Origin of the sequence: Pseudomonas sp. RIT288, assembly GCF_000631985.1 — a bacterium.
Lineage (GTDB): Bacteria > Pseudomonadota > Gammaproteobacteria > Pseudomonadales > Pseudomonadaceae > Aquipseudomonas.
In genome coordinates this window covers 217,350-230,487 of sequence record NZ_JFYN01000041.1, presented here as the reverse complement: position 1 = coordinate 230,487, position 13,138 = coordinate 217,350, and the positions used below count along the sequence as shown (strand labels likewise).

Annotated in this window: 10 protein-coding genes and 1 pseudogene; 5 read left to right on the top strand and 6 right to left on the bottom strand. The window is 58.9% G+C overall.

The genetic code is table 11. From position 1 onward, the window contains the following. The first annotated feature begins 194 nt into the window (after positions 1–194). Positions 195–1,142, top strand: a complete 948-nt coding sequence (locus BW33_RS22695) for an IS110 family transposase (RefSeq protein ID WP_047601322.1) — start codon at positions 195–197, stop codon at positions 1,140–1,142. 96 nt (positions 1,143–1,238) lie between these two features. Here BW33_RS22695 and BW33_RS22690 read toward each other — a convergent pair whose 3' ends face one another. Then, positions 1,239–1,874 (bottom strand): TetR/AcrR family transcriptional regulator, encoded by a 636-nt coding sequence (locus BW33_RS22690; protein WP_047601321.1) that lies wholly within the window; start codon positions 1,872–1,874, stop codon positions 1,239–1,241. Between the two features lie 94 nt (positions 1,875–1,968). Here BW33_RS22690 and BW33_RS22685 point away from each other — a divergent pair, with 94 nt between their 5' ends. The 3 genes and pseudogenes from BW33_RS22685 to BW33_RS22675 form a co-directional block, all read left to right on the top strand. Further along, positions 1,969–3,081, top strand: coding sequence for an efflux RND transporter periplasmic adaptor subunit (locus tag BW33_RS22685; RefSeq protein ID WP_047601320.1), 1,113 nt, complete (start codon positions 1,969–1,971; stop codon positions 3,079–3,081). A gap of 6 nt (positions 3,082–3,087) precedes the next feature. After that, complete coding sequence (locus BW33_RS22680; protein WP_047601319.1) at positions 3,088–6,156, top strand: efflux RND transporter permease subunit; 3,069 nt, start codon at positions 3,088–3,090, stop codon at positions 6,154–6,156. Between the two features lie 1,346 nt (positions 6,157–7,502). Beyond that, a pseudogene (locus BW33_RS22675) lies at positions 7,503–7,670 on the top strand (DUF6124 family protein); the annotation flags it as partial. Between the two features lie 63 nt (positions 7,671–7,733). Here BW33_RS22675 and BW33_RS22670 read toward each other — a convergent pair. The 4 genes from BW33_RS22670 to plsB form a co-directional block, all read right to left on the bottom strand. After that, positions 7,734–8,423, bottom strand: coding sequence for a DUF4197 domain-containing protein (locus tag BW33_RS22670; RefSeq protein ID WP_047601317.1), 690 nt, complete (start codon positions 8,421–8,423; stop codon positions 7,734–7,736). 21 nt (positions 8,424–8,444) lie between these two features. Further along, positions 8,445–8,843, bottom strand: a complete 399-nt coding sequence (locus BW33_RS22665) for a YbaY family lipoprotein (protein ID WP_047601316.1) — start codon at positions 8,841–8,843, stop codon at positions 8,445–8,447. Positions 8,844–8,893: 50 nt separating this feature from the next. Then, positions 8,894–9,580: a hypothetical protein gene (locus BW33_RS22660; protein ID WP_047601315.1), complete on the bottom strand. Its 687-nt coding sequence runs from the start codon at positions 9,578–9,580 to the stop codon at positions 8,894–8,896. A gap of 97 nt (positions 9,581–9,677) precedes the next feature. After that, positions 9,678–12,176: a glycerol-3-phosphate 1-O-acyltransferase PlsB gene (plsB, locus tag BW33_RS22655; protein WP_047601490.1), complete on the bottom strand. Its 2,499-nt coding sequence runs from the start codon at positions 12,174–12,176 to the stop codon at positions 9,678–9,680. A gap of 236 nt (positions 12,177–12,412) precedes the next feature. Here plsB and BW33_RS22650 point away from each other — a divergent pair, with 236 nt between their 5' ends. Beyond that, positions 12,413–12,622 carry a cold-shock protein gene (locus BW33_RS22650; RefSeq protein WP_003222087.1) on the top strand — a complete coding sequence of 70 codons (210 nt, stop codon included), beginning with the start codon at positions 12,413–12,415 and terminating at the stop codon, positions 12,620–12,622. A gap of 93 nt (positions 12,623–12,715) precedes the next feature. On the opposite strand, the gene BW33_RS22645 is transcribed toward BW33_RS22650, so the two are convergent. After that, the gene (locus tag BW33_RS22645) at positions 12,716–13,093 is read right to left on the bottom strand and encodes a hypothetical protein (RefSeq protein WP_047601314.1); all 378 of its coding nucleotides are present in this window, start codon (positions 13,091–13,093) and stop codon (positions 12,716–12,718) included. Positions 13,094–13,138 lie beyond the last annotated feature (45 nt).

Here is a 13,138-nt window from a genome sequence, read left to right as displayed (position 1 = left end):
TACTTGAAGGGAGGAGGAGGGACAAGGCTCGATTCTGACTGTTGACGCAGTACAGATCCGTGGGAGATTTCGCCCCTCCTCCTTTCACCCAAGCGCCGATAAAGAATGCATCTGGCTAGACCGACGATAGGAACAAGCCTGCGCCTCTGGGTGAGCCCTTCAAGTGCTCAAAACCATATCTCGGGGAGTGTTCAATGGCAATGTCGGTTTCTGTTTCCAAGCCAATCGTGGGCGTGGATGTCGCCAAAAATGAACTGGTGATCTACCAGGCCGAACTGGACCTGCTTGAGACGCTTCCCAATAACAAGCCCGCCATCAAGAAATGGCTGAAAGCCTTGCCGGCACCGGTCGACGTAGCGATTGAGTCGACCAATATCTATCACTTGGAATTCGCCGATCTGGCCCATGATGCCGGCTGCACGATTTACATGGTCGGTGGCTATGAACTCAGCCACTACCGCAAAGGGGTGAAGGTTCGCGCCAAAACCGACGCGCTGGATGCAAAGCTGCTCGCCCGTTATCTGAAAAATGAATATGAAGAGCTTCACCCATGGACTCCACCATCGCCGCTGTATCGTCAACTCTTGAGCCTTTTCCGCCGGCGCGCCGCGCTGGTTCAGGCACGAGTGGGCCTGGTACAGAGCTGGGCAAATGAACCGCTGCTCAAAGCCGCTTTTGCCGAGCAAATAGCCTCAATGCAGAGGCTTGAAGTGCTGGTCGAGAAGATGATCAACGACCAGCTTAAAGAGGCCGGTCTACTTGCCCATCTAAGGCGCTGCATGAAAGTTGAAGGCATAGGCTTTTTGACTGGAGCTCGCCTGATCGCGGCGTTTCAGCGGGGCGAGTTTAAAAACGCTGACGCATTCATCGCCTTTTTGGGAATGGATTTACGAGTTTCACAGTCGGGACAGAAGGACGGTCGCCGCAGTCTGACAAAACGAGGTGATCCGGAGGCGCGCCGACTTTTGCACAATGCAGCCATGTCGGCCAGCCGAACGGCGACCTGGAAAGGCTTTTATGAAGAGCAACGAGCTAAAGGGTTCAGCACCACTCAGGCACTGGTGATTCTGGCTCGTAAACTTGCTCGTGTCGTATTCGCACTACTGAAGGGGCAGAGCGAATACCAGCCGAAAGCAGGTTGAGGGCTTCCCCTCAACCATAGAATCTCCCACATTGGAATGCATTTCAAATGTGAAAGTGAGCCTGCTCGCGATGGGGCCATTCAATACACCGCATAATCAGGGCCGATACGCCCGCATGAACAACCCCACCACTTCCTGCACATGACTCTCTGAGGCCTCTTCGCTCAGCGGCTCACCGCAGCAATACAACAAGCGAAAATTCCCCGCGCCCTTGATCAGGCAGAAGAAGTGCTCGGCCGCATTACGCGGCAGGTCGATGCTCAGCGCGCCGGTTTCGTCGATGCGTTTCAGCAGCCGCTCCATGCCTTGCACCATGCGTTCGGGGCCGGCCTCGAAGAAAATCTGTGACAGCTTCGGATCCTGCGTGCCCAGCGCCATCATCAGCCGGTGCAGATTCACCGACTCGTCGCTGTTGATCAGTTGATGAAAGCCTCGGGCAATGTTCAGCAACACATTTTCCACGGGGGTGCCGCCGGGCAATTCGAAGAACAGCGGCGGTAACTGCTCCTCGCATTTGGCCATCACGGCGGAGGAGAACAGCGTCTCCTTGTCGTTGAAGTGGCTGTAAACCGTCAGTTTCGACACGCCAGCCTCGGCGGCGACCGCGTCCATGCTGGTGTTGGCGTAGCCGTGACTCAGAAACAGGGTTTTCGCCGCGTCGAGGATCGCCCGGCGCTTGGCCGGATCCTTCGGACGGCCCGGGCCGTTTGGAGCTGAAAGATTGTTCGACATTCTTCGCTTTTAATACTGGACTGGTGAGTTTGCTATTAATACCATACCGACCAGTATAAATATTCCAAGCACCATTAGCGAAAGGTCCGTCACCATGTACCGTCATGCACTGCACCTCATGTGGCCATTTGCATTGCCAGTCAGTCTGGCTTTTTTGTTGGCAGCCTGCGGTCAGGAAGAGGCGACGCAAGTCAGCGTGCGACCGGCTATGGTGGTTCAGCCAGAGCCTTCGGCGCAGGCGATGGAAAGTTATCCGGGCGAGGTGCGCGCCCGCTACGAGCCCGATCTGGCGTTCCGCATTGGCGGCAAAGTCAGCCGACGACTGGTCGAGGAAGGCCAGCGGGTGAAGGCCGATCAGCCACTGGCCGAGCTCGATCCGCAGGACGTGCGCCTGCAACTCGAAGCCACCCGCGCACAGGTCGCCGCCGCCGAAGCCAACCTGAATCTGGTGCGCGCCGAGCGTGACCGTTACAAGACCTTGATGGAGCGGCAGATGGTCAGCCGTTCGGCCTACGACAACGCGGAAAATCTCTACCGCTCCGGCGAAGCACGCCTCAAGCAGATCAAGGCCGAATTCAACGTCTCGACTAACCAGGCCAGTTACGCCGTGCTGCGCGCGCCGCAGGACGGCGTGGTGGCCAAGCGTTCGGTGGAAGTCGGGCAGGTAGTCGCCGCCGGGCAAACCGTGTTTACCCTCGCCACCGATGGCGAGCGTGAAGTGTCGATCAGCCTGCCGGAGCAGAGCTTCGGGCGGTTCAAGGTCGGCCAGCCAGTCACCGTTGAACTGTGGGCCCAGCAGAACCAGCGCTTCGCCGGGCAGATTCGTGAGCTGTCGCCGGCAGCCGATCCGAAATCCCGCACCTTCGCTGCACGCATCTCGTTCACCAGCGGCAAGGTTCCGGCCGAACTCGGCCAGAGCGCCCGGGTTTTCGTGCAATCGGCAGAAAGCGTGTCGCTGTCGGTGCCGCTCTCGGCGCTCACCGCGGAAAACGGCGCGACCTACGTCTGGGTCGTCAGCGCCAACAACACCCTTAAAAAGACCCCGGTGCGCATCGGCCCGTTTGGCGAGAAAAGCGTGCCGGTGCTCGAAGGCCTGAATGCCAGCGACTGGGTGGTGGCCGCCGGTGTTCACGTATTGCTTGAAGGTCAGCAGGTGCGTCCAGTGGATCGCTCCAACCGTGTGGTCAATCTGGCGGACAAGGAGTAAGTCCCGATGCGCTTCAACCTTTCCGAATGGGCGCTGCGTAATCGCCAGATCGTACTGTTTCTGATGCTTTTGCTGGCCGTCGTCGGCGCGCTGTCCTACACCAAACTCGGCCAGAGCGAAGACCCGCCGTTCACCTTCAAGGCCATGGTCATCCAGACCCGCTGGCCGGGAGCGACTGCGCAGGAGGTCTCGCGGCAGGTCACCGAACGCATCGAAAAGAAACTCATGGAAACCGGCGAGTACGAGCGCATCGTATCGTTCTCCCGCCCGGGCGAATCGCAGGTCACCTTCATTGCCCGCGACTCCATGCATTCCAAGGAAATCCCTGACCTGTGGTATCAGGTGCGCAAGAAGGTCAGCGACATTCGCCAGACCTTGCCGCCGGGGATTCAAGGGCCGTTTTTCAATGATGAATTCGGTACTACCTTCGGCAACATTTACGCGCTGACCGGCGACGGTTTCGACTACGCGGTGCTCAAGGATTACGCCGACCGTATCCAGATCCAGCTGCAACGGGTCAAGGATGTCGGCAAGGTCGATCTGCTCGGTTTGCAGGACGAGAAGATCTGGGTCGAACTGTCCAATGTAAAACTGGCGACGTTAGGATTGCCACTGGCGGCGGTACAGCAGGCGCTGGAAGAGCAGAACGCGGTGTCCACCGCCGGCTTCTTCGAAACCGGCAGCGAGCGTGTGCAACTGCGGGTCTCGGGGAATTTTCAGACGGTCGAGGAGATCAAGAACTTCCCGATCCGGGTCGGTGACCGGACGTTCCGCATCTCCGATGTCGCCGATGTGCATCGCGGTTTCAACGATCCGCCGGCGCCGCGCATGCGCTTCATGGGTGAAGACGCCATCGGTCTTGCGGTGGCGATGAAGGACGGCGGCGACATTCTGGTGCTGGGTAAAGCGCTTGAGGGCGAGTTCTCGCGCCTGCAGAAAAACCTCCCGGCCGGCATGCAATTGCGCAAGGTATCCGACCAGCCCGCCGCGGTGAAAACCGGCGTCGGCGAATTCGTCCAGGTGCTGGTCGAGGCGCTGGCAATCGTGTTGCTGGTGAGCTTCTTTTCTCTCGGCGTGCGCACCGGCATGGTCGTCGCGCTGACCATTCCGCTGGTGCTGGCGATGACCTTCGCCTGCATGTATTACCTGGGCATCGGTCTGCACAAGATCTCCCTCGGTGCGCTGGTGCTGGCGCTGGGCTTGCTGGTGGACGACGCGATCATCGCCGTGGAAATGATGGCGATCAAAATGGAGCAGGGTTTCGACCGGATCAAGGCCGCGAGCTACGCCTGGACCAGCACCGCGTTCCCGATGCTTACCGGTACGCTGATCACCGCTGCCGGCTTCCTGCCGATTGCCACCGCGCAGTCCGGCACCGGCGAATACACCCGTTCGATCTTCCAGGTGGTGACCATCGCGTTGCTCGCCTCATGGGTCGCGGCGGTGATGTTCGTGCCGTATCTGGGGGAAAAACTCCTGCCGGATCTGGCGAAGATTCATGCCGCCAAACACGGCACGACCGATGGCCAGGCCGACCCGTATGGCACGCCGTTCTATCAACGGGTGCGACGTCTGGTGGAGTGGTGCGTGGCGCACCGCAAAACCGTGATTGTGCTGACAGTGGGGCTGTTCATCGCTTCGGTGATGCTGTTCCGTTTCGTGCCGCAGCAGTTCTTCCCGGCCTCCAATCGACTGGAGTTGATGGTCGATCTGAAACTGGCCGAAGGTGCGTCGCTGGCCAACACCACGGCCGAGGTCAAACGCCTGGAAGCGATGCTCAAGGATCACGCCGGTATCGACAATTATGTGGCGTATGTCGGCACCGGTTCGCCGCGTTTTTACCTGCCGCTGGATCAACAACTGCCGGCAGCGAGCTTCGCCCAGTTTGTGGTATTGGCGAAAAACATCGAGGAGCGCGAGACCCTGCGTACCTGGTTGATCGAGACCCTTAACGAGCAATTCCCGGCCATGCGCTCGCGGGTCACGCGTCTGGAAAACGGTCCGCCGGTTGGCTATCCGGTGCAGTTCCGCGTCACCGGTGAACACATCGAGGAAGTCCGTGCGCTGGCGCGCAAAGTGGCGGCCAAGGTGCGCGAGAACCCGCACGTGGTCAACGTGCACCTGGATTGGGAAGAACCGAGCAAAGTGGTGTACCTGAACATCGATCAGGATCGTGCGCGGGCGCTCGGTGTGAGCACGGCCAATCTGGCGAAATTCCTCCAGAGTTCGCTGACCGGTTCGAGTGTCAGCCAGTATCGCGAGGACAACGAACTGATCGAGATCCTGTTGCGCGGCACGGTGCATGAGCGTACTGAGTTGTCGTTGCTGCCGAGTCTGGCGGTGCCGACCGATAACGGTCGCAGTGTGGCGCTGTCGCAGATTGCCACGCTGGAGTACGGGTTTGAGGAAGGGGTCATCTGGCATCGTAATCGTCTGCCAACCGTGACCGTGCGGGCTGACATTTATGGCAAGGAGCAGCCGGCGACGCTGGTGAAGCAGATCGAGCCGACGCTGGATCCGATCCGTGCCGAATTGCCTGACGGGTATCTGCTGGATGTTGGCGGCACGGTGGAAGATTCGGAGCGTGGGCAGAAGTCGGTGAATGCCGGGGTGCCGATGTTCATTGTGGTGGTGCTGACGTTGCTGATGGTGCAACTGCGCAGTTTCTCGCGCACGGCGATGGTGTTTTTGACGGCGCCGCTGGGGTTGATCGGGGTGGTGTTGTTTCTGATGGTGTTCCGCCAGCCGTTCGGGTTTGTGGCGATGCTGGGGACGATTGCACTGTCGGGGATGATCATGCGCAACTCGGTGATTCTGGTGGATCAGATCGAGCAGGATATTGCCTCTGGTCTTAAGCCTTGGCAGGCGATTATCGAGGCGACGGTGCGGCGGTTTCGGCCGATTGTGTTGACGGCTTTGGCGGCGGTGCTGGCGATGATTCCTTTGTCGCGCAGTGTGTTTTTCGGGCCGATGGCGGTGGCGATCATGGGGGGGTTGATTGTGGCTACGGCTTTGACGCTTTTGTTTTTGCCTGCTTTGTATGCGGCCTGGTTCCGAGTGCGTCGTGACGCTTGATGGTTTTGGACGTGGCGGCCTTTGGGCCGACCATGTTCTGGGTGTTCTTTGTGAATATCCGTTGCTTCGGGTGGTGCCACTGGCGGTTTCGCCCTTACGGCGAGTCACTTTTCCAGACGCCGAAAAGTAACCAAAAGGCTTGGCCCCGGCGTACGGCCCTCGCCGTGGCTCGGGTTCCTTCGTTGCGGGGCTCATCCGGCGGCATCGCCTCCGGTTTGCTTCGCTGCACCTCCTCTCGATGTGTTTGGCTGCGCCAAACGTCGCTGCGCTCCCACCCCCGGATAAGCCCCTCCACTCAGCCTGCCGATGGGGCCGGCACGGCAAGATCAAGAGCTTTCGGCGAGCTGACACTCGGCCATTTGAGTGGTGAAGAGCATGCGCTCGGCTTTTGCTCTTCTGTAGGAGCCAGCCTGACAGCGACCACTCTCCAACTGCCCGCACCCAATCCCACTGTAGGAGTGAGCCTGCTCGCGATGGCGGCCTGACAGCCGACCACCCTCCAACTGCCCGCACCCAATCTCCTGTAGGAGCTGCCGAAGGCTGCGATCTTTTGACCCTGGCTTTTCAAAAATCCAAAGCCAGATCAAAAGATCGCAGACTTCGTCAGCTCCTACATTGAGTCTGGTTGTGTTTAAGGGTGTGAGAGAAAACCAGAACCTTCCCAAGTGCTTTTGTGGGAGCCAGCCTGCTGGCGATGGCGGCCTGACAGCCGACCACTCTCCAACTGCCCGCACCCAATCTCCTGTAGGAGCTGCCGAAGGCTGCGATCTTTTGACCTTGGCTTTTCAAAAATCCAAAGCCAGATCAAAAGATCGCAGCCTTCGGCAGCTCCTACATTGAGTCTGGTTGTGTTTAAGGGTGTGGGAGAAAACCAGAACCTTCCCAAGTGCTTTTGTGGGAGCCAGCCTGCTCGCGATGGCGGCCTGACAGCGACCACTCTCCAACAGACCACACCCAATCTCCTGTAGGAGCTGCCGAAGGCTGCGATCTTTTGACCCTGGCTTTTCAAAAATCCAAAGTCAGATCAAAAGATCGCAGCCTTCGGCAGCTCCTACATTGAGTCTGGTTGTGTTTAAGGGTGTGGGAGAAAACCAGAACCTTCCCAAGTGCTTTTGTGGGAGCCAGCCTGCTCGCGATGGCGGCCTGACAGCGACCACTCTCCAACAGACCACACCCAATCTCCTGTAGGAGCTGCCGAAGGCTGCGATCTTTTGACCCTGGCTTTTCAAAAATCCAAAGTCAGATCAAAAGATCGCAGCCTTCGGCAGCTCCTACATTGAGTCTGGTTGTGTTTAAGGGTGTGGGAGAAAACCAGAACCTTCCCACAAGGTTTTCAGGTTGCCCGTCTGGCCCATGCCTGCGAAACGCTGGCCTCGGCCAATGTCATGGCCAGTGAGTTGGCGTTTACCCTGAGCGGCCCGACGTGCAGTCAGCTGCTTGGCATTCAACAGATGATTTCGCTCGCTGGGCTGTCGGTAAACCGCGTCCTCGATCAGGTCGAACCGCAAGGCTGACACGCAACAAAAAGCCCGCTGACCTTCACCGGTTCAGCGGGCTTTTGTGTGCAGCGGCAAAAATTACAAAGTCTCGAAGACCTTTTTCGCCAGACCGGTCGCTGCAGCTGCCGGATTCTTGCGGATGGTTTCTTCCTGTTTGCCGATCATTTCGAACAAGCCATTGAGCGCTTGTTCGGTGACGTAGTTTTCGACGTTGGCGCTCTTAGCATCCACCACACCCAGGGTCGCGGCCTGGCCGGCGAAGGCGTTGTATTTCTGCGCCACGCCGACTTTGTCGGTGGCTTGTTTGACGATGGGCAGGAACTTGGCGCGGATCTGTTCGCGGCTGGTCTTGTCCAGGTATTGGGTGGCCGAGTCGGTGCCGCCGCTGAGGATGCCCTTGGCGTCGGCCACGGTCATTTTCTTCACGGCGTCGACGAGGATCGGTTGGGCCTGGGTCACGGCACTTTCTGCGGCCTTGTTCATGGCGGTTTCGAGTTCGTCGACCTGGGCGCCCATGCCGAAGGCTTTCATCTTGCCGGCGACTTTGCCGAGTTTGCCCGGCAGTTCGATCTTCACCTCCGGGTTGTTGCTGAAACCGCCCGGGGTGCCGAGTTGTTTGACAGCGATTTGCGCGCCTTGGGTCAGGGCGTCCTTGAGGCCGCCGGTGGCGTCTTGTTGCGAGAGGTCGCTGAGCGACAGCGCCAGGGCGCTGGCAGAGACCATCAGGCCCGCGCACAGGCCGGCGAAGCGAAGGGTAGGGCGGAACATGGCAGCTTCCTTGAAAGACAATTAACGAATCGCGTCGACGCGGATTTTCAGCGGCTGCGGATCGTTGCCGTCCAGTTGCACGGCGTGATTTTCGGTGGTGATGAACATCAGCTCGCCGTTGACTTCAATGCGCGCGCTGATCGAGTAGCGGTGGCCGGGCTTGACCTGGGCCGGATCGTAACTCAAGTGGAACGGCAGCGGCACCTGGCCTTTGACCGGGCCTTTCTGTTCGTCGAGAACCACCGCCGGGGCGTCGGCCAGCGACACGTCCTGCAGGCTCACGCTCAGGGTCGCGCTCGGTGGCAGGGCGATGCGTTGCAGGTAGAACACTTCGCCATCGAGGCCGACTTTGCCGGCAGGGTTGGTCGACTGGCAGGCGCTCAACAGGGTGGCTGCGGCGAGAAGGGTGAGTTTTTTCATCGGGACCTCTGAGACTTTCGCGCCGGAAAAATCCCGGCGCCGAAGCAAATCTAGCGGATTTTGGCGCCAGCGTCAGTGAACAAACGTAAGGGTTTTTCCAGCCACTGCATCAATTTTTGAAACGACTGCGCGCTTGTATTGGGCATCGCGGGAACCAGTTCTACTTGTTCAGGCGAAATCCTAAGACGTTGATGGTAGCGGTTTTCAATACCCGTCAGTGCATAGCGCTTACCGGGTATAACGCTGTCAGGATCATATTTCAGATAAAACCCGGAGACTGACTGTTCGTCCTGTTTGACACTTACCAACTCAACGTCGGGAGACTCTGCTTCATGCAGACTGATGGTGATCGCTTCTTCTGGCGCAACAATCTCGGCTTCTTGAGCCTCGACATATAGAAACCCGATCGGACTCAAGTGCAGGGTTTGACGGTGGGGAGTGTTGTTGACAGTAACAAAGTAGTCCTGCTCGATCAGCAAGGGTATTTGGTTATGAAGGATCTGGACATTGACTTGATACCTGACGCCTACATCGCCGTAGTGATGAGGGAAGTCAAATTTCCAACCGGCGTCGAAGATCGAAGCACGGTGCCAGTCCTTGATGTTAATAGGCGATTGGGAATTGAATACTTTGATGCTGACAATGGTTTCATTGACACCATCGGCAGGTGCGCGGAATTCGGGTGGTAGACGGAAGTCCAGGATTACTGTGCAAGTTTCTTCGATTAACAGGCTCATCTCGATATCCGTATCGTGATTGGTGGATTGAGCCTATTAATCCATGAATCAACTAACGGGGCCATTGAAGTGTGCGCCCGTTAGTTGTCAGCAAGTTTCAGGCTTGTGGTGTATTCGCTGTTTCGGCGGCATCTTCACTGCGGTGCAAAGCCACCTGACGAATCGATAGACGAATCTCCGCTGGCAACACCCGTTTGGCCGCGCCTTCGGCCAGTTCGCCGAGCAGTTCGTGGTAGCTCAGCTTGCCCGCTTCGTCGCGGCGCAGGACGTCGAGGTCGAGCAGGGTCTGGATGAAGTGGCGGAACAGGCTCTTGTCGAAGAACTCCGGGGCGTTCAAACCGTGAAGGATCGACAGACGCTGGGCCATGACCGTGCACAGGTCTTCCAGCTCTTCGGCGCTGATGCTGTTCTGGCCGCTGTTGAGCAACAGGGACACGGTCATGTAGAAGCGCTGCAGGGTTTGCGCGATGCTTTTCGACAGCAGGGTCAGCAGCACAAAGTGCCGCGAACTTGGCGCCGGACGCAGGTACACGTCCTTCTCGAAACGCAACAGGCCTTGCTCGACGAAGGCTTCCAGCCATTGATCGACCACACCGTCCAGTTCATCCAGCGACCAGCGAATGAACAGCTCCGACTGCAGGTACGGATACAGCGCGCGGGTGTAGCGCAGGATCTGCTCGCGGCTCATGCGCGAGGTGCTCTGGAAGAAGCTCGCCAGCAGCGCCGGCAAGGCGAAGATGTGCAGCACGTTGTTGCGGTAGTAGGTCATCAGGACCGCGTTCTGCTCGTCCAGATAGAGAATCTTGCCCAGCGCATCGTTTTGCTCGGCCAACAGATCCATGTCCTTCACATGCTCGATCAGCGCGCGACCATCGCCTTCCGGCAGGGTGGTATGCGGCGAGTACGGGACTTTGCGCAGCAGTGCCAGATACAGATCCAGCACCCGCGCCATGGCTCGATCGTCCAGTGCCAGGCGGGTGGTCGAGAGCAGCGCCAGCGCCACCAGGTTGACCGGATTGATCGCCGCTGCTTCGTTCAGGTGCTGCGCGACTTTCTCGCCAAGGCGGTTGGTGGTTTCGTTGAGCCACGCCGGTTTGTACTGCGGGCCGAGTTCCTGCTGGCGCCAGTCTGGCTGTTCGCTGTCGAGGAACTCCGCGAGTTTGATTGGCTCGCCGAAGTTCACCGCGACCTGACCGAAGCGTTGCTTGAGCGCGCCGATGACTTTGAAAATGTCGAAGATCGACTCTTTCTTCTTGCTGGCGCCACGCAGTTCGCCGAGGTAGGTGCGGCCTTCAAGAACGCGCTCGTAACCGATGTATACCGGTACGAAGACGATTGGCATCCGCGACGAACGCAGGAAACTGCGCAGGGTGATTGCGAGCATGCCGGTCTTCGGTTGCAGCATGCGCCCGGTGCGCGAGCGGCCGCCCTCGACGAAGTATTCGACCGGGAAGCCTTTGGTGAACAGAGTGTGCAGGTATTCGTTGAACACCGAGGTGTACAGCGGATTGCCCTTGAACGTGCGACGCATGAAGAACGCCCCGCCTCGGCGCAGCAGACTGCCGATCACCGGCATGTTCAAGTTGATCCCGGCGGCGATGTGCGGCGGGGTCAGGCCGTTGCGAAACAGCAGATACGACAGCAGCAGGTAGTCGATGTGGCTACGGTGGCACGGCACGTAGATCACTTCGTGACCCTGAGCGACCTTCTGCACGCCCTCGATGTGGTTGACCTTGATCCCGTCGTAGATCTTGTTCCAGAACCAGCTCAGCACCACTTCAAGGAAGCGGATCGCGGTGTAGGTGTAGTCCGAGGCGATCTCGTTGCCGTAGCGCAGGGCCTGGGCCTTGGCTTTTTCCGGGGAGATGTTCTCGCGTTCGGCTTCGTCGAGGATCGCTTGCTTGACCAAGGGCTGGTTGAGCAGGCCCTTGACCAGATTGCGCCGGTGGGAGATGTCCGGGCCGATGACAGCTGCCTTCAGGTTACGGAAGTGCACGCGCAGGATGCGCTGGGCCATGCGTACGGTGCGTTCGTGGCCCTTGTTGTGCTCGATCAGTTCGCGCAGGTGGATCGGCGCGGAGAACTGCACGCGGGTCTTGCGCCCCAGAACGATGATGCTCAGCAGTCGACGCAGGCGCCCGGTGACCGCCCAACTGTCGGCGAACAGCAGCTTCCACGGACTGTTTTCGCTGTCCGGCGACTGGCCCCAGAACACACTGACCGGAATGATCTGCGCGTCTTCGGCGGCGTTCTGGGTCAGGGCGCTGACCAGACGGGTCAGGGTCGGCGGTGCGCCGCGCTTGTCCTGACGGCCGAGCCAGTCCGGGTCCGGTGTCAGATAGAAAAACGCCGCCGGTTCGATCAACGGCCCCACCGACACCGGCAGCACCGGACGTGGCAGACCGGCCTTGGTGCACTCGGTGTCGACCACCGCCAGATCGGTGAGCGAGGGGTTTTGCAGGACGTAGAACACCGGGCGACTGCGGTCGAGGTTGAGGGTGAACGACGACTGGTTGATCGTCTCCGAGCGAACCCAGAGATACAACAGTCGGCGCAAGGTGCCAAACACAAGACGGCGGAACGGGGAACGGGTCATACGGCTTCTGCGTGAGTGAATAAAACCGAGCAGATGCTCGGGGGCGGACAGTTTGCCGTATTCACCGAAAATCGGCAAAAAAGCGGCGAAGTAATCTCCTGTTGAGAGTTTTTGCGCCTGTCATATACTCGGCAATCTGTCGCCGGGGCCCTTTATGGACGTCGGGCGCAGGCTGACGTTCCGCAAAGGCTTTCCTGCGAAAAGCCTGTTCAATAATAAAAAAGGAGTATGAACAGATGGCAACACGTGAAACCGGCAATGTGAAGTGGTTCAACGACGCCAAGGGCTACGGCTTCATTCAGCGCGACGACGGGGTGGACGTGTTCGTGCACTACCGCGCGATTCGCGGTGAAGGGCATCGCTCGCTGACTGAAGGTCAGCAGGTTGAGTATGCGGTGGTGACGGGGGAGAAGGGGTTGCAGGCAGAAGATGTGGTAGGTCTGTAACTTTCAAGATCAAAAGATCGCAGCCTTCGGCAGCTCCTACAGTTCGGAATGCATTCCCCTGTAGGAGCTGCCGAAGGCTGCGATCTTTTGCTTTCAGGCAGTCTTCCAGGTGATCTCTTCTTCACCATCTTCGCTGATGCGAATCCAGCGATCAGCGGTTTCCTCACCTTCTTCCTCGACCCACGTGCCCGGTGCGCAACGCACCTCGACGTTCAGCGCGGCAAAGGCTGCACGGGCGCAGGCGATGTCGTCGTCCCATGGGGTCGCGTCGCTTTCCAGGTACAGGCTGTTCCACTTGCCCACGGCTTTCGGCAGCCAGGTCACCGGAACATCGCCAGCCTTGCACTTGTAGGTCTGCCCCTTCTGTACCCAATCGCTGCACGGGCCCAGAGCCTCACCGAGCCAGGCGGAAATCGCCTTGTGGTCGACGTCGGCGTCTTTCAGGTAAATCTCGATATCCGGTTGGCGCATGGATGTCCTCACTGCGGGTCTGAAAAATCCATTCGCGGATTTAGC